Source organism: Commensalibacter papalotli (ex Servin-Garciduenas et al. 2014), assembly GCF_000527695.1.
GTDB classification, from domain to species: Bacteria; Pseudomonadota; Alphaproteobacteria; order Acetobacterales; family Acetobacteraceae; genus Commensalibacter; species Commensalibacter papalotli.
The window spans coordinates 23,084-38,358 of the sequence record NZ_ATSX01000002.1 but is presented as its reverse complement, the minus strand read 5'-3'; the positions used below and the strand labels follow the sequence as shown (position 1 = coordinate 38,358).

Here is a 15,275-nt window from a genome sequence, read left to right as displayed (position 1 = left end):
GATAAAGAGTATTGAAATAGGTTTTTATTATGGTTTCCCCATATCTTCATTGTATGATGATGGTTTCATCATTTCATCACTTACCCCCTAATGTTTTACCTTCCATACAACAAGTGGAAGGGGGGCGTCCTAATCTGGTTTCCGAGAATAAAAATGGAACTCAAGATCTGGGGGTAATGCAAATTAATACAAGATGGATAGAACCACTAAAGCGTACCACAGGGGAAACTGGTGCGACAATTTATAAAAGATTGAAAGAAGATACCTGTTATAATATTGCAGTGGCAGGTGCTATTATGAAGTTGTATCTTCGTGAAACAAATGGGGATATGATGCAGGCTATTGGAAATTACCATTCTCATACTCCGTATTTAAATAATCAATACCAATTAAAAATTATTAAGGCATCCTACCAAACAAACGCTTCAGCTGTTTCTTTGGGTAATCATCTATCGCCTTATCAAAGACGCTTATTAAAAGCTAAACAAAAATCAAACAAACATTATAATCGAAAGATAAAAAAACGATCATAATGTTTGTTTGGTTGTAATAATTGTTAAACTTTTATTGCTTTTTTTCTTTTTTGAGCAAGAGCAGCAGCTTTGGTCTGAGGAGCGGGTTTTCTAACTGACTTTTTACTTGTTTCGGTTTTAGGTTTGGCTTCTTTTTTAATAATTTCCTTTAGATCAGGGGCAACCAATTCCTCTTTTGTGCTTTCAATATCTTGTGAAAGTTCAGTTTCTGAATATTCTTCTTCAACTAACTCAGTTTCAAGATCTTTATTTTCGTCTTGAAGAAAGATATCAAATATAATAGCGGGTTGAGGCGGTTGATGAGAAGGACGAGGTAATCTTCCTTCTGAAGCGCCATACAGAATATAATGGACGAAAGGATTTAAATGGCATGATACAATATCAGGATAAGTTGTTAAATAAAAATCAGTATCAAAAAAACGATTAGGATTACGCCTTTCTTTATATCCAAAGGCCAGATAATGTTCTAAAGGGTCACAATTGGCTGCTGCTACATCTTGGTAAGTGGCTAAATACCAAGCAGAGTCAAATAAAAGAGAGAGAGTTTCAATTTCAGACATCGCTATTTTTGATCCGTTAATAAAGTTGTAGTTGTAACGATTAATTTAATTTTGTTGGTTCATAGATGGATAGCGTAATATTACTTTACAAGGTTTTCGACGTCAGTTTGTATAATTTTTATTACGAAATGCATTTTATATGCTTTTCAGTGGCACTTAACGTATTGTGTAATAAACATGATATTGTGACTGGTCCCACGCCTCCTGGAACAGGGGTAATCTTGCTGGCAATGCCTAAAGCCTCTTGAAAATTAACGTCTCCAACTAATTTTAGTTTTCCACTCTCTGTAATAATACGATTTATTCCTACATCGATAACCACTGCACCTTTTTTAATCCAAGAACCTTTAACAAGTTCTTTACATCCTGTCGCAACAATTAGAATATCTGCTTGTTGAGCAAGTTCAGCGGTATTACGTGTATCAATATGGGCTATAGTTACCGTACACCCTTGATTTAAAAGTAGTTGAGCCATCGGTTTTCCCATAAGATTAGAAGCACCAATTACCAAGGCATTTAATCCGCGTAGATTAGGTAACTCTTGTTGTAATAACAGTAAGCATCCTAAGGGGGTGCATGGGATAAATCCATCCATATGTCCAAGACTTACTTTCCCTGCATTATAAACGGTTAATCCATCAACGTCTTTTTGGGGTAAAATTGCCTGGATAATAGGGTCTGGATTTAGATGTTTAGGGAGCGGCAATTGTACCAAAATACCATGAATATCAGGATCATTATTCAATCTATGAATCAGGTTTAACAACTCCTGCTGGGTCGTTGTTTCTGGTAGTAAGTGCATAAAAGAACGCATACCCACTTTATGTGTTTGTTTTGTTTTATTACGAACATAAACTTCACTGGCTGGGTCATTACCAACAAGAATGACAGCAAGGCCAGGGGTTATGCCAGTCGTCTTTTGTAACTCTGCGACTTTGGATGCGACATCTTTTGTCATTTTCTCTGCAAAAGCTTTGCCGTCAATTAGTTGTGTTTTTATAGGTGTATTCATGATGTTTAATCTTTAATAAATTTAAAGAATTTAATATAAAAAGTAATTATGTCTTAGAAATGGCTTTGTTTTTATTTATATTTTTGATTAAAAGTTATAGTAACATTTTTACTTTAATACAGCTTTCTCTCTTAAAGTATCAAGAGTTTTATTAATAAAAATCATAAATAACTGATAATGAAACATTATCAGTTATTTATTATATTCTAAGATTACAATTTTATGAGAAATTATGTTGTTTTTTTGTTTCTTTTGGCTTGTTCTTTTTGGTCCCACTCTTCCGCAATTCCTGCAACAATACCATTGCCTAAAACACTAGTCGCTGTTCTTGCCATATCAAGGAATTGATCAACGGCTATAATTAAGGTCATTCCTGATGCGGGAATACCAAATCCAGGCATAACGGATTGTAGCATAACGGTTGAAGCCCTAGGAACCCCTGCGATCCCTTTGCTACTGATCATCATGACTAGTAACATCATGATTTGTTTATCCCAAGGCATATCAATATGATAAATTTGTGCAATAAAAAGAGCAGCAAAAGAGAGGAAAACCATTGTTCCACAGAGATTAAATGTATAACCTAATGGCAAAACAAAGCCAGAAATTTTCGGTGAAACACCAAATTTAGTTAGTTGTTCTAATGAACGAGGATACGCTGATTCACTGCTGGCTGTTGCAAATCCAATCATAATAGGTTCAGAAATATAAGACAATAAACTAAATATTTTTTTGCCTAATATTAAGTATCCTGTACCAATAAGTAAGGCCCACATAATAAGCACAAGAACGTAAAATTCAAATAAAAATATACCATATTGTGGAATAATTTGTATGCCATTTTTGGTTGAAATCGAAAGTAAAGAAGCAAAAACAACCAAAGGAACAATTTTCATAACCATATCAGTGATTTTTAACATGACTTTGGCTAAAGCATCAATACCATCGCGTAAAACTTGTGCAGATTTTCCAGGTAGTTTTGCCAGAGCTAGCCCAAAAAATAGTGAGAAAACAACTACCTGTATGATTTTATCATTTTTAACCATTGCACCAATGATACTGTCTGGCACAATATGCAGAATGAATTCAACAATATTAAAATGATAGTTAGAGTGTACATCTGTAATAGGTGGGGGATTTTCCATAAAGCCTACACCAGGTTTAACAATATTGGCATAAACCATACCCACAGCTAAAGAGATAAAAGAGGCTGCTATAAACCACAAAACGACTTTAATACCAATAGTTTTGAAAGTGCTGGTATCTTGAACATTGCTGATTCCAGAAATCAAAGTAGCCAGAACCAATGGTCCAACAATCATGCCAATTAATCTTAGAAAAATTTGGACGATTAGATTTGCAGTTTCTATAATAAAAGTACTTAGATCCGTAGTCTGCGTAATAAGGACATATTTACCATAAGTATGACAGATAATACCCAAAACAAGTCCGGATATCATAGCAATTCCGATAATAAGTGAATGTCTTAATAAAGAATTGGATGAAGATGGAGGAGTGTGTTCGGCTTGTTCTGTTGCCATACTTTATATACCTTTATTAAGATTAAGTGTCTTAGAAAACTATAAATTAAAATTTAAATGTCAAATTAATCTTTTACTACGCAATAAACAAAACGCAGCAATAGTGACCATACATTTTATTTCACCAGTTTCTATCATCTTTTCAAATTGTATTAATGGTACCGTATGGCAAGTCATATTTTGTTCAGTGGCTTCACGTTTTGTTGTGTGCTGTGTTAAATTTGTTGCCAAGAATACATGACCTTTTTGGGTAGAATAACCAGCACCTTGATAAAAACTGCCTGCGTGAATCATGTTTTTTGCACGAAGTCCTGTTTCTTCTTCTAATTCTCCAGCAGCAACCATTTCAGGAGTGGCATCAGGTTTTAATTCCCACATACCCATAGGTAATTCCCACATAAATTCACCAACAGGGTATCGATACTGGCGAATAAGGGTAACCATTTTCTCGCTATTTTCATTGTTCAAAGGTAAAATAACAGCAAATTCATTGCGCTCTACAACACCGAACATTCCGTCTAAATGATTAGGATATTTGATAATATCTTCTCGTATTTTAAGCCAGCGATTTTCATACGCAATTCTAGATGATATAGGTGTAATCCCTCCAGCATCAGGTTGGCCAATAATCTTGTTTGCAGTCATAATTACATATCCTGTCATGATGATAAGAAGGGAGGGGTATACCTAAAAATTTTATTCAGAGATAGTTTCTTTTTTTTCTTTCCACATATTGTAAAAATCAATACGTTGTAAAATAACAGGGGGTAAGTTTGCATCTTTGGTGGTGTTTAAAATTATATTTCTGATTTCAGGAAATAATAAATCAGGTGTATTCACCATTAAAAGTTCCTCTAGATTAGAAGTTTCCAATGCTGGAAAAGTAACCAGTGCAGCATATTGTAGGTGTAGAGAAAAAATAGTTACCGCGTCTTCATCTTGAGAATTTTGATTTGTACTAACACAAGAGATAAAAACAGTTACATCAAAATTGGCTTCCCCTTCAATGAGCTGTTGAGCATTGACATCTACAGTAACGGTTAAATTCGGAGAAGAGGGCATATTTGTAAAAATATGAGGAGCATCAGGCGTTTTAAGGCTTATTTCTTTGATATATTGTGTTTTAAGAATAAGGTCTGATAATTTTGTTTTTGGGAGTGTTTGTTCATTGTCAGGCATGGTAATTATTTCTCTTAATAATAGTAGTAGTATAAATTGTTCTCTATTAGGTATATAGCAAGAATTACGCTTAAGTTAAAACTAAAGAATTTATTTTACGATAATTTTGTTTTTAATAAAAAACCTAAAGCAGGTAAAGGCTTCCAATTCTTGGGTAATTCTGATTGATGAACGGTGGTAACGTAATATTCAGGGATGGGTTGTTGAGCACTGATTAAAAGTTGCTTGTAGGCCTGAACTTCTTTTTGTCTCCATATACAATCCTCTATAGCTTGTTGATGAGAGCTATAGATATTTGTCACATATCTTTTCCCTTTAAGATAAAAAGCAGTTGCCCATAGTTTATTTTTACTGATCGTTTTTGCGAAGGGGATAATCTTGCTCATAATTTTTAAATCTTTATTTTGTTGAATATAATAGAGATTAAAATTGATTTCTTAAAGTTTAAGATTACTATTTATAATTTTCTTATAAAAAATTGCTTATATATCTACAAAGATATATTATATACTATTTTGTAAGCGATACCTAATTGAATAATTAAGGAGATCTTTGTAAGTGTTGCGTTTAATAATTGTTGTACCGTTTTTAGCGGTTCTGGGTGTTTTTTTATTATTTAATGAAGAACCTGTACAAATGTATTTTCCTTTACTAAGTTGGAAGATATCTATTGGAATTTTCGCTTTATTATTAGGTCTAGCTTCTTTTGTGATTGGGGCTTTGACGATTTTTATTTCACTGGTAAAACAGTGGCGCAAAGTGAGAGCGGCAAATAAACAAATACTAGAGTTAGAGAAAAAATTAAATGAGTTGCGTGAGCAATATATTAATAATTTAACTCAACCTGTTCCTGGGCATACCCCTGCTCAAGCACCTCAAGACTCTGTTACTGTGATTGGGCAGTCAGCAGAAAAAGATGCAGAAGTATTGACATTAAGTAAATAGTAAAAAAATGGCAAAAGATACTGGATTAATCCTTGCGCTTGATACCAAAGACCTTACTCAGGCAAAGAAATGGGCAGCAATTGCTGATGCTACGGGTCAAATGATCAAAATCGGTATGGAGTTTACCTATGCTTGTGGTTTTGACGCTATAATGCAGCTAGCTAAAGGCAGAAAGATTTTTCTTGATCTAAAGCTTCATGATATTCCCAATACAGTTGCATCAGCAATTGCTAGTTTGGCACTTGTGAAACCTGCGATGCTTACCATTCATGCTTCGGGTGGCAAGGATATGATTGCTGCTGCACGAAAAGCAGTTAATGAACATTTCTCAAGTGAAAATAAACCCATTTTACTGGCTGTGACGGTGTTAACCAGCATGACCCAAGAGAATTTAAATTCTATTGGAATTGAATCCTCTCCTTTAGAACAGGTGTTATTATTGGGAAAAATGGCTTTGGCAGCAGGGGCAGATGGCCTGGTATGTTCTCCTCAAGAGGTTTCATATTTACGTCAGCATTTGGGCGAGGAAGTTATTTTAGTTGTTCCTGGTATTCGCATGCAAGATGCGGTTGCTGATGATCAGCAACGTATCATGACACCATCACAAGCCCATCAAGCAGGTGCCAGTTGGATCGTGGTTGGCCGTCCAATTACCAGAGCAGATAATCCTATGGCTATGGCAAAACGTATTATGCAGGAATTACAAGGGTAACAATGTGTCGGCGATTAAGGTCTGTGGCATCAAAACAGCTGAAACTTATGATTTACTCTTAGAACTTAATGTAAATTGGGCAGGTTTAGTCTTTTATCCACCTTCACCTAGGTATATTACTCTGGATCAAGCACGTCAGTTGCCTGATTATAAAAATCATGGATTATTAAAAGTAGGGTTATTTGTCAAACCCACTTTGGACGATATTGCCAAAGTGCTGGATCATGTGCATTTGGATATTTTGCAGTTATATACATCAACACAAATGATTAAGACTATTCGGAATCATTTTGGGTTACCTGTATGGTTGGCTCAGGGCATTCGAACGGTTTGTGATCTTCCAGATAATTATGACGTTGATGGGTTGGTGATCGAAGCACCCTCTCATCAATCTGATTTGCATCCTGGCGGAAATGGTCGAACTTTTGATTGGCAATTAACCTCTGGATGGCAAGCGCCACGGCCTTGGTTATTGGCTGGGGGATTAACACCAACGAATGTTACTCAAGCAATTAAACAATCTGGTGCTAGAGCTGTTGATGTATCCTCTGGTGTAGAACGTCAAAAAGGTGAGAAAGATCATGCTTTAATTCGAGAGTTTGTTGGAAATATTAATAATTTTGATTTTTAAAAAGGAGCAATATAATGCAGAGTGATCTTAGTCATCCATTAAAAACGATTGAGTTTTTTATTGAGAGTAAAAATTCAAAATTAAACATTGAAAATGTTAATGCCTTAATAAAGAATATAGAAGGGGTGATATCTGTTGAGGTTCATTCTTCATCGGGGCAAGTTACAACTGCATTAAAAGATGATTCTTTGTTCGATAAAAAATTTATTGAGATACAGAGGGCTCTTTTAATAGCAGGCTATACAGTAAAGATAAAAAATACTGATGGTGTGCAAGCTGTTTTATTCTTTGGAACAATGGCATTAGGATTTTTGTTTGTAGCTGTTGTTATAACGCTTTGGTACTATTTTGGTTCTTTGCCGTCTTGGGTTTAAAATATTTTATCAAGACAAATAAAAAAGCTTCTTACTTAGTATTAGGTAAGGGGCTTTTTTTTAATTCTAATATTCTTTAAGATCAAGAGTAATGAACGTTATAAAGTGTAGATCAAGCCGTCAAACTATTTGCTTGCTAAGGTAATGAACGAGTTTGTAATCTCTTTCTAAGATTGTTGCTTTATTGCGTTTTAAGCACCAAAGATTATAAATTTTTTCGTCGTATTTCATGTTTAATATTATTAGGTTCTTTTATTATGAATTCTCAATTTTTCCCTGATCCCTTTGTAAAATTACAAAAGAATAATATTCATCTGGAACCATTATCTTTGGTTCATGAAGAAGGATTGCAACAAGCATGTAAAGATGGTGAGTTATGGAATCTAAGAATTACCTCAACCCCTCATTATTCTCAAGTAAATCATTATATTCAAACAGCATTAGAAACAAGAAAACGCTTTGCTTTTGCAGTGATTAATAGCGAAAAAAAACAGGTAATTGGAACGACTAGTTATCATGATATTTTACCAGATGTTCAACGATTGGAAATTGGATATACATGGTATGCCAAGTCAGTGCAAAAAACGAGCGTGAATACAATTTGTAAATTGTTGTTACTGGAATATGCTTTTGAGCATTTACAAGCAAAAACGGTTGGATGGCGCACGGATATTTTTAACTTAAAAAGCCAACGGGCAATTGAACGGTTAGGTGCAAAAAAAGATGGTATTATCCGCGGAGATGCTTTGCGTAAAGATGGTACTATTCGGGATACAGTGATGTATAGTGTGGTTGCTGGTGAATGGTTAAATATCAAAGAACATTTAATTGGTTTACTAGAGCGTAGGTATTAAAGTAGTTCTGTATAAAGCTTGATTTTTTTATTTTTGAAATAAAAACCCCTTAATAAAGTTTAAGAGGTTTTCTTGCTTAAACTAATTCATATCCCTCTTCTTCAATCGCAGCTTTAAGCGCTGCATGATCAGGATTTCCTTTTACGGTAACGGTTTTTGCATCTAAGTTAACAGTTGCCTCATCAACATTTGGAAGATCTTCAACAGCCTCTTTAACTGCTTTGGCACAATGTTGGCAGGTCATACCTTCAACTTTATATGTTTGCATTATCTTAACTCCGTTATTAAATTATAAATATGATAATAAGAATTATTTGTATATTAAGCTATAAAAACGGGACGAAGTAAAGATGTCTGATGAATCCTCTATGACACAAATGGTTGACTTTTCAATTTCAGGAATGACCTGTGCCTCGTGTGTAAGGCGTGTTGAAAAAGTAATCAAAAAAGTTGAGGGGATAGATGAGGTCAGTGTAAATTTAACATTAGAGCAAGCCAGAGTTGGTTTGCATGATCCCAAGTTATTGCAACAAAAAATCGGTGAAATAGAAACTGCTGTTACAAATGCGGGCTACAAAGCAACATGGATTAATCCAGAACAAAAATTAGAAGATCATTCAGAATCTGATCAAAACAAAGATTTTTGGCAATGGGTGATAGCTGGGGCATTTTCATTGCCTTTGGTCATTTCTATGATCATGGATATGGTTCATCCAGGATGGATGTTGCCGGGCTGGATACAGTTTGCGTTGGCGACCCCTGTGCAGTTTTGGTTGGGCAGGCATTTTTACGTTGCAGGGTTCCGTGCAGTTAAAGCAGGTGCGGGGAATATGGATTTGCTGGTTGCGTTGGGCTCTAGTGCTGCTTGGATTCTTAGTACAGTTTTACTAATAAATTATTACTTTTCCCCCACAACGCACATGGAGCCTCATTTATATTATGAGAGTTCTTCTTTAATTATTACTTTTATTCTGTTTGGTCACTGGTTGGAAAAAAGGGCCCGTCACAAAGCGGCATCCTCTATCCGAGCATTACAAGCATTGCGTCCTGATACTGTTTGTAAACTTGTGAATGATGAGGAGGTAATTGTATCCAGTGATGTAATGATGGTGGGTGATTTTGTTGTTGTGCGCCCAGGTGAACGTATTCCTTGTGATGGTATTGTTTCTGAAGGGGAAAGTGCGGTTGATGAATCAATGTTGACGGGTGAGGCTGTTCCTGTTGAAAAAGTCAAAGGAGATGGTGTTACAGGGGGATCTTTGAATGCAAATGGTCGACTAGTTATTCAGGTGGAAAAAACAGGTAAAGAAACGCGCCTAGCAAGCATTGTCCAATTGGTTGAAAATGCCCAAGCATCTAAAGCTCCTATTCAAAAACTGGTTGATCGTATTAGTGCTGTTTTTGTACCTATTGTTATCATTGTAGCTTTGATTACTTTTTTTGGTTGGTGGGCGAATGGGTATCTGGTTGAAGGATTATTACATAGTGCAGCAGTCTTAGTAATTGCGTGTCCTTGCGCTTTGGGGTTAGCGACACCAACAGCACTGGCTACAGGATGTGGGGCTGCGGCGCGTTCGGGAATCTTAATTCGTGATGCCGAAGCCTTAGAGAGAGCAGCGCATATTCAAGTTGTAGGATTTGACAAAACAGGAACACTGACCCAAGGAAAATTATCGGTTGTTTTGGTTGTCCCAGCCAAAGATTTTAATGAACTACAGGTTTTAAAGTGGACTGCCAGTTTGTCTTTAAGTAGTGAGCACCCTTTGGCTAAGGCATTACTTCATAAAGCACAAGAGGAAAATTTAAGCTTAATTACTCCAGAATCTTTTCGAGTGATCAAAGAGCAAGGTAGAGGTATTAGTGGCCTAATAGATGGAATCCCTTATCTTTTTGGTAACCAAAAAATGCTGGAAAGTTTTGGTCTGGCGGCAAATTTATTGCCTATGGATGCTCAAGGGGCAACGCTTTCTTGGCTCGTTCGTTATCATAATAACCAGTATGAGTTATTGGGCGGGGTGGCTTTTGAAGATCATCTTCGTGAAGGGGCAAAAAAAGCTATTGCTGAGTTACAAGCCAAGCAGGTTGAAGCTGTCATCTTAACAGGAGATAATGCACAGGCCGCGCAAAAAGTGGCTGATGCGGTGGGGATACACGAATTTTATGCTAATTTAAGTCCTGAAGATAAACAGACTTATATTGTAAAATTAGGTCAAAAAAACGGTCAAAAACGCTCGGTTGCAATGGTTGGGGATGGGATTAATGATGCACCTGCTTTGGCTGCTGCGGATCTGGGTATTGCGATTGGAGAGGGCACGGATGTTGCTGCTGAGGTCGCAGGCGTTGTCTTAATGCGTAACCATCCAGGATTAGTTGCCGCTACCATAGACATTGCTCAAAAAACCCGTAAGCGGATTAAAGAGGGTTTGTTTTGGGCTTTCTTCTATAATATTATCGGTATTCCTTTGGCGGTCTTTGGATTACTCAGTCCCGCGGTAGCTGGTGGAGCTATGGCGCTTAGTAGTGTCTGTGTTGTAATGAATGCCTTGCGGTTGTTGCGTTGGAAAGCCCATATTTAATCAATCAGAAGTTTGCCAAGAGCATGGTAAAACGATAATGAAAGTGATTAATAGCAATATATTTTGGCAAATAGCAAAGGTGATAAAGCGTATGATTGGTAGGCTAAGATAATGATCAGAAAAACTGCTCTAGTAATTCTTGCACTTTTAGGTATGTTAATACTGTCTTATAGTGCTTTCGCGCTTCAACCTGATGAGATTAAAACAACCGAGCAAATGAATGCTCGATTGGATTTCTTGTATGGATCTCATGATAAATATCATGCCTTTATTGATCAATTAAAGAAAGATGTTGCACAAGAAAATAAAAAAGCTGTGGCAGGTGTTGTCAAATATCCTTTAAAAGTAGATATCCAAGGCAAGCGCATAGCAATTCAAAACCAACAGCAATTTATTCAATATTACGATAAAATCATAACGCCTAAGATTAAGCAAGCTGTGACTGATCAACAATTTGTTGGGATATTTGCCAATTATCAAGGGATTATGTTTGGCAGTGGTCAAATTTGGCTTTCTGGGATTTGTTTAGATAAAAGTTGTAGAGACCCTAAAAAATTAGTGGTTCGTATCATTGCGATTAATAACTGAAATGGCTTTATTTACAACTCGCATTTGCTTTATCAAAAAATGCTTTTACAGATTGTTCCTGATAATCTGTTTTTTGTTTGTCAGTAAAGTTTTTATATTTAGGATAAGCATTGATTTCGTCGGCCCTGTTAAGAATTGCTTCGGTCGAGTAAAATGCCATATCATCAAGAGGCTTTGGTTGCCCCATTGCTCCTGAGATGGCGCGCATTGGTTGAATGATGTGAGGTAAGCACTTCATCTCCCAAGATACATTGCTCATAATCATTACTGTCTTTAGGGGTTTGTTGATAACAATTCTGTATACGGTTTGCTGTTACTCTAAGCCCTTTGATCGTTTTATCACAGAAACTAGGGCCAAATTTCTTTACAACAGCATCAATAGTTGTATCAATCATCTTTTCTGATTTATCAGTAGCTATCGCAGTGAGTGGAAGAGAAATAAAAGATAAAATAAGTATAGTTTTTTTCATGACAAATTTCATTTATTAAAAGAAATAATTATATATTAATGCGGTATAACTCATAATCAACACATAATAACAAGCCATAACAAAAATAACAGGATCTTGGTTTTAATCAAGATCCTCTAACTTAAACAGATGCGTTAACGTTTTGATCCGCGATTTGTAATCCCAGTTTCTTGAACAGTGTTAAATCACTGCTTTTTTCTGGATTAGGACAGGTTAATAGACGTTGTCCAAGAAAGATCGAGTTAACGCCAGCTAAATAACATAATGTTTGCATTTCAGCACTCATTTCTGTGCGCCCAGCAGCAAGGCGTACGTAACTTTTTGGCATGACGATGCGAGTGACTGCAATGGTGCGTACAAAATCCAAAGGATCAATGGTTTCGGCATTTTCCAAAGGTGTCCCTTTTACTCGGATAAGCAAATTAATGGGAACGCTTTCTGGATGTTTAGGCAGATTTGCAAGACTTTTAATCATGCTGGCACGATCAATTTCATCCTCGTTCATTCCTAATATTCCACCACAACAGACTTTGATGCCTGCATCTCGAACAAAAGCCAACGTATCCAAACGATCTTGATAGGTGCGTGTAGAGATAATCTTTTCGTAATGTTCTTCGGAAGTATCTAAATTATGGTTATAATAATCTAGCCCAGCTTTTTTAAGTTTTAATGTTTGCTCTAGATTTAACATGCCTAAGGTAACACAAGTTTCAAGGCCGAGCTCTTTGACCCCTTCAATCATTGCACAAACAGTTTCAAGATCATGATCTTTGGGTGAACGCCAGGCGGCACCCATACAAAAACGTGTTGCGCCTTCGGCTTTTGCTTCTTGTGCTCTTTTTAGAACTTCATCAACGGCCATTAAACGATCAGCTTTGATTTTTTCTTCATGTTTTGCACTCTGGGGACAATAAGCACAATCTTCAGGACATCCGCCACTTTTAATAGAAAGCAGAGTCGATACTTGTATTTTTGTAGGGTCAAAGTGAAGGCGATGTGCCGATTGGGCTCTGAACATTAATTCAGGTAAAGGTAAAGCAAAAAGAGCGGTTACTTCCTCTTTGGTCCAATCATGGCGAATAGGAAAAGCCTCTGTGGTTGTAAGATCGTCAGAGGGGGGTTCGTGGGCAAGCATTGGGATATCCTTAAATGATATGATGTTGATTTGCTTTGATCAAATAGTGCTTTATATGGTTTTAAGATAACTTAAGAAAATATTTATTAAAATAAATAGCTAAAATAAAGTAAAATATAAAATATATGTTTTTATAGGCTAAGGGATAGTAAAATTTAATTCATTCTATATAAGGCTAGTTTTATGACTAAGATATATAAAGTTAGTAATAAAACGGGCAGAGGGTTGTATGAATCGGTTGATTATAATTCAGCAAAAAGGATGTTTAGGGATTTTAACCTTAAATCGTCCTAAAACATTGAATGCAATCAATGCAGAGCTTCAGCAAGAGATTATTACCAAGTTAGAAGATTGGAAAACTAATCGTTTAATAAAATCTGTTGTTATTAACAGCTCTCATTCAAAAGCTTTTTGTGCAGGTGGTGATATTCGCCAAGTAGCTTCTTTCGTAAAAGCAGGTCAGTATGAACAGGCTGTTGATATATTTTTACATAATTATCAATTGGTTGATTATATTGCTCATTACCCCAAACCTATTATTAGTATAATGGATGGTATTACGATGGGGGGAGGGGTTGGTATTGGTTGTTTTTCCTCTCATCGAATAGTTACAGAACGTGCTGTTTTGGCTATGCCAGAGGTTAAAATAGGTCTTACTCCAGATGCAGGCAGTAATTGTTTATTTGCTAAATCACCTGGTTATTCTGGGTTGCGTATGATGTTAACAGGAAAATCATTTCATGCAGAAGAAGCTGTTATTCTTGGTTTTGCGGATTATATAGTTTCTTCCTCTATTATTCAGGTTTTGTTAACACAGCTTGAAAAAAGAGAGGTTGATGATGTTCTTGGTTCTCTAAAACGTGATAAAGAATACAAACCAGCTTTATTGCAAGAAATTAATACAATTTATAATTCCCCTGATGTTGAAACTATTATTGCTAGATTAAAGCGAAGCCAGCTGTCTTGGGCTAAAGAAGATTTAAAAGAAATTTTGAAAGCTTGTCCTTTTTCTTTACAGGTTACTTATCAAGCTTGGCATAAAAAACCTGCTAATTTAAGGAATGCTTTGCAACAAGATTTAAATATTATCAGTCATTTAATATGGTGTCCTGATTTTATAGAAGGGGTCAGGGCTAGCGTTATCGATAAAGATCGTTGCCCCCAGTGGGATAAAACGCCTGTTTCCCCTCAAAAAGTTGAGACCTGCTTTGTTTCGTCTTATAAATTATACGCTTAATTATTTTCGATATTTTCTTTTGCCCTATAGCTTTCAAAATTATATAGTTTAAAGAATAAAAATATCATTAATTTTCAAGGTATGAAATTATGAAACATTGGGATATTGAGCAAATCAAATGGGATCGGTTTGATCCGTCTCTTATTGATCCAAAAATTGTGCCTTTAATCAAAGCGGCTTCGGTGGTTGAGCGCAACAGCGTAGATTATACAGTTTATTTAAATAATGTCTTTGCCCATGATACCGAGTTGATGGAACTGTTCCAACAATGGGAAACAGAAGAAGTTCAACATGGTGAGGTATTGGGTCGATGGGCGATGATGGCTGATCCAAATTGGGATTATCATAAAAGCTTTGATCGATTTAAAGATTTTTATAAAATTGACCTGAACACCGATAACTCTATTCGTGGTTCTTATACTGGAGAGTTCATTGCTCGTGCAATGGTAGAGGTTGGGACATCATCATATTATAGTGCTTTGGCAGATTATGTAAAGGAACCCGTATTAAAGGAAATTTGTCGTAAAATTGCAGGGGACGAGTTTCGTCATTATAAATTATTCTATGATTGTATGAAACGATTTTTGTATCAAGATAATTTATCAAAATGGGCGCGTGCAAAAATTGCATTGGGGCGTATCGTTGAAAGTCAAGATGATGAATTAGCATCAGCATATCATATTACGAATGAACCCGAGGGAATGCCCTATAATCATAAACGTTGTATAGCACTTTATATGGATAAAGCGGCGCCATTATATCAACGTCATCACGTAACGCGTGTCGTGAATATGGTGTTTAAAACAATTGGCTGGATGCCTTCGACAAAGTTTCAAGAATTTTTTGCCAAAGTGATGATGACGATCATAAAGTTTCAGCATAAATCATATTCCAAACAAATTTCGGGCTTAGTTTAAAGTCCATAAGT

General features: G+C 36.0%; 20 protein-coding genes. 10 read left to right on the top strand and 10 right to left on the bottom strand.

The genetic code is table 11. The annotated features are described in order from the left end of the window. Positions 1 to 29: 29 nt before the first annotated feature. Positions 30 to 533: a lytic transglycosylase domain-containing protein gene (locus tag COMX_RS07225; RefSeq protein WP_084051557.1), complete on the top strand. Its 504-nt coding sequence runs from the start codon at positions 30 to 32 to the stop codon at positions 531 to 533. Positions 534 to 556: 23 nt separating this feature from the next. Here the strand turns inward: COMX_RS07225 and COMX_RS10725 are convergent, their stop codons facing one another. The 6 genes from COMX_RS10725 to COMX_RS07195 form a co-directional block, all read right to left on the bottom strand. Next, positions 557 to 1,093, bottom strand: a complete 537-nt coding sequence (locus tag COMX_RS10725; protein WP_051462003.1) for a hypothetical protein — start codon at positions 1,091 to 1,093, stop codon at positions 557 to 559. Between the two features lie 121 nt (positions 1,094 to 1,214). Further along, complete coding sequence (gene folD / locus COMX_RS07215) at positions 1,215 to 2,105, bottom strand: bifunctional methylenetetrahydrofolate dehydrogenase/methenyltetrahydrofolate cyclohydrolase FolD (RefSeq protein WP_034339355.1); 891 nt, start codon at positions 2,103 to 2,105, stop codon at positions 1,215 to 1,217. A 230-nt stretch (positions 2,106 to 2,335) separates the two neighbouring features. Continuing rightward, positions 2,336 to 3,646 (bottom strand): dicarboxylate/amino acid:cation symporter, encoded by a 1,311-nt coding sequence (locus COMX_RS07210; protein ID WP_235176827.1) that lies wholly within the window; start codon positions 3,644 to 3,646, stop codon positions 2,336 to 2,338. 60 nt (positions 3,647 to 3,706) lie between these two features. Then, positions 3,707 to 4,291 (bottom strand): NUDIX domain-containing protein, encoded by a 585-nt coding sequence (locus COMX_RS07205; RefSeq protein WP_034339353.1) that lies wholly within the window; start codon positions 4,289 to 4,291, stop codon positions 3,707 to 3,709. 51 nt (positions 4,292 to 4,342) lie between these two features. Continuing rightward, the gene (locus COMX_RS07200) at positions 4,343 to 4,825 is read right to left on the bottom strand and encodes a protein-export chaperone SecB (RefSeq protein WP_034339351.1); all 483 of its coding nucleotides are present in this window, start codon (positions 4,823 to 4,825) and stop codon (positions 4,343 to 4,345) included. Between the two features lie 95 nt (positions 4,826 to 4,920). Continuing rightward, on the bottom strand, positions 4,921 to 5,211 hold the full coding sequence (locus COMX_RS07195) for a hypothetical protein (protein ID WP_034339349.1): 291 nt from the start codon (positions 5,209 to 5,211) through the stop codon (positions 4,921 to 4,923). A 172-nt stretch (positions 5,212 to 5,383) separates the two neighbouring features. Here COMX_RS07195 and COMX_RS07190 point away from each other — a divergent pair, with 172 nt between their 5' ends. The 5 genes from COMX_RS07190 to COMX_RS07170 all read left to right on the top strand — a co-directional run bounded on the left by COMX_RS07190 (position 5,384) and on the right by COMX_RS07170 (position 8,341). Next, positions 5,384 to 5,770 carry a lipopolysaccharide assembly protein LapA domain-containing protein gene (locus COMX_RS07190; RefSeq protein WP_034339348.1) on the top strand — a complete coding sequence of 129 codons (387 nt, stop codon included), beginning with the start codon at positions 5,384 to 5,386 and terminating at the stop codon, positions 5,768 to 5,770. A 7-nt stretch (positions 5,771 to 5,777) separates the two neighbouring features. Continuing rightward, the gene (gene pyrF / locus COMX_RS07185; RefSeq protein ID WP_034339346.1) at positions 5,778 to 6,482 is read left to right on the top strand and encodes an orotidine-5'-phosphate decarboxylase; all 705 of its coding nucleotides are present in this window, start codon (positions 5,778 to 5,780) and stop codon (positions 6,480 to 6,482) included. A 4-nt stretch (positions 6,483 to 6,486) separates the two neighbouring features. Next, entirely contained in the window at positions 6,487 to 7,113 is a 627-nt protein-coding gene (locus tag COMX_RS07180) for a phosphoribosylanthranilate isomerase (RefSeq protein WP_034339344.1), read from the top strand. A 14-nt stretch (positions 7,114 to 7,127) separates the two neighbouring features. Next, on the top strand, positions 7,128 to 7,487 hold the full coding sequence (locus COMX_RS07175) for a hypothetical protein (RefSeq protein ID WP_034339341.1): 360 nt from the start codon (positions 7,128 to 7,130) through the stop codon (positions 7,485 to 7,487). Between the two features lie 257 nt (positions 7,488 to 7,744). Then, complete coding sequence (locus COMX_RS07170) at positions 7,745 to 8,341, top strand: GNAT family N-acetyltransferase (protein ID WP_034340118.1); 597 nt, start codon at positions 7,745 to 7,747, stop codon at positions 8,339 to 8,341. A 76-nt stretch (positions 8,342 to 8,417) separates the two neighbouring features. Here the strand turns inward: COMX_RS07170 and COMX_RS07165 are convergent, their stop codons facing one another. Beyond that, positions 8,418 to 8,609, bottom strand: coding sequence for a heavy-metal-associated domain-containing protein (locus tag COMX_RS07165; RefSeq protein WP_034339338.1), 192 nt, complete (start codon positions 8,607 to 8,609; stop codon positions 8,418 to 8,420). Positions 8,610 to 8,691: 82 nt separating this feature from the next. Here COMX_RS07165 and COMX_RS07160 point away from each other — a divergent pair, with 82 nt between their 5' ends. Together COMX_RS07160 and COMX_RS07155 are read left to right on the top strand one after the other, a co-directional pair. After that, the gene (locus COMX_RS07160) at positions 8,692 to 10,917 is read left to right on the top strand and encodes a heavy metal translocating P-type ATPase (RefSeq protein ID WP_051462002.1); all 2,226 of its coding nucleotides are present in this window, start codon (positions 8,692 to 8,694) and stop codon (positions 10,915 to 10,917) included. Positions 10,918 to 11,028: 111 nt separating this feature from the next. Next, positions 11,029 to 11,505, top strand: a complete 477-nt coding sequence (locus COMX_RS07155) for a hypothetical protein (RefSeq protein ID WP_051462001.1) — start codon at positions 11,029 to 11,031, stop codon at positions 11,503 to 11,505. 7 nt (positions 11,506 to 11,512) lie between these two features. On the opposite strand, the gene COMX_RS07150 is transcribed toward COMX_RS07155, so the two are convergent. The 3 genes from COMX_RS07150 to bioB all read right to left on the bottom strand — a co-directional run bounded on the left by COMX_RS07150 (position 11,513) and on the right by bioB (position 13,110). After that, positions 11,513 to 11,692, bottom strand: coding sequence for a hypothetical protein (locus tag COMX_RS07150; RefSeq protein ID WP_034339335.1), 180 nt, complete (start codon positions 11,690 to 11,692; stop codon positions 11,513 to 11,515). Further along, on the bottom strand, positions 11,670 to 11,975 hold the full coding sequence (locus tag COMX_RS07145; protein WP_034339332.1) for a hypothetical protein: 306 nt from the start codon (positions 11,973 to 11,975) through the stop codon (positions 11,670 to 11,672). The genes COMX_RS07150 and COMX_RS07145 overlap by 23 nt, the downstream gene beginning before the upstream one ends. Before the next feature lie 121 nt (positions 11,976 to 12,096). Continuing rightward, positions 12,097 to 13,110, bottom strand: coding sequence for a biotin synthase BioB (bioB, locus tag COMX_RS07140; RefSeq protein ID WP_034339330.1), 1,014 nt, complete (start codon positions 13,108 to 13,110; stop codon positions 12,097 to 12,099). Between the two features lie 229 nt (positions 13,111 to 13,339). Between bioB and COMX_RS07135 the strand changes: the two genes are divergently transcribed. Together COMX_RS07135 and COMX_RS07130 are read left to right on the top strand one after the other, a co-directional pair. After that, positions 13,340 to 14,347 (top strand): enoyl-CoA hydratase/isomerase family protein, encoded by a 1,008-nt coding sequence (locus COMX_RS07135; RefSeq protein WP_051462000.1) that lies wholly within the window; start codon positions 13,340 to 13,342, stop codon positions 14,345 to 14,347. Positions 14,348 to 14,436: 89 nt separating this feature from the next. Further along, a complete protein-coding gene (locus COMX_RS07130; protein WP_034339327.1) occupies positions 14,437 to 15,264 on the top strand; it encodes an acyl-ACP desaturase in 828 nt (275 codons plus the stop codon). The last annotated feature ends 11 nt before the right edge of the window (positions 15,265 to 15,275 follow it).

Coding starts and splice junctions, on each gene's coding strand:
- COMX_RS07195 (WP_034339349.1), bottom strand. CDS start 5,211: ATGAGCAAGATTATCCCCTTCGCAAAAACGATCAGTAAAAATAAACTA.
- COMX_RS07200 (WP_034339351.1), bottom strand. CDS start 4,825: ATGCCTGACAATGAACAAACACTCCCAAAAACAAAATTATCAGACCTT.
- COMX_RS07210 (WP_235176827.1), bottom strand. CDS start 3,646: ATGGCAACAGAACAAGCCGAACACACTCCTCCATCTTCATCCAATTCT.
- COMX_RS07150 (WP_034339335.1), bottom strand. CDS start 11,692: ATGGGGCAACCAAAGCCTCTTGATGATATGGCATTTTACTCGACCGAA.
- folD (WP_034339355.1), bottom strand. CDS start 2,105: ATGAATACACCTATAAAAACACAACTAATTGACGGCAAAGCTTTTGCA.
- COMX_RS07135 (WP_051462000.1), top strand. CDS start 13,340: ATGAATCGGTTGATTATAATTCAGCAAAAAGGATGTTTAGGGATTTTA.
- COMX_RS07160 (WP_051462002.1), top strand. CDS start 8,692: ATGTCTGATGAATCCTCTATGACACAAATGGTTGACTTTTCAATTTCA.
- pyrF (WP_034339346.1), top strand. CDS start 5,778: ATGGCAAAAGATACTGGATTAATCCTTGCGCTTGATACCAAAGACCTT.
- COMX_RS07170 (WP_034340118.1), top strand. CDS start 7,745: ATGAATTCTCAATTTTTCCCTGATCCCTTTGTAAAATTACAAAAGAAT.
- COMX_RS07205 (WP_034339353.1), bottom strand. CDS start 4,291: ATGACTGCAAACAAGATTATTGGCCAACCTGATGCTGGAGGGATTACA.
- COMX_RS07165 (WP_034339338.1), bottom strand. CDS start 8,609: ATGCAAACATATAAAGTTGAAGGTATGACCTGCCAACATTGTGCCAAA.
- COMX_RS07225 (WP_084051557.1), top strand. CDS start 30: ATGGTTTCCCCATATCTTCATTGTATGATGATGGTTTCATCATTTCAT.
- bioB (WP_034339330.1), bottom strand. CDS start 13,110: ATGCTTGCCCACGAACCCCCCTCTGACGATCTTACAACCACAGAGGCT.
- COMX_RS10725 (WP_051462003.1), bottom strand. CDS start 1,093: ATGTCTGAAATTGAAACTCTCTCTCTTTTATTTGACTCTGCTTGGTAT.
- COMX_RS07175 (WP_034339341.1), top strand. CDS start 7,128: ATGCAGAGTGATCTTAGTCATCCATTAAAAACGATTGAGTTTTTTATT.
- COMX_RS07145 (WP_034339332.1), bottom strand. CDS start 11,975: ATGAAAAAAACTATACTTATTTTATCTTTTATTTCTCTTCCACTCACT.
- COMX_RS07130 (WP_034339327.1), top strand. CDS start 14,437: ATGAAACATTGGGATATTGAGCAAATCAAATGGGATCGGTTTGATCCG.
- COMX_RS07155 (WP_051462001.1), top strand. CDS start 11,029: ATGATCAGAAAAACTGCTCTAGTAATTCTTGCACTTTTAGGTATGTTA.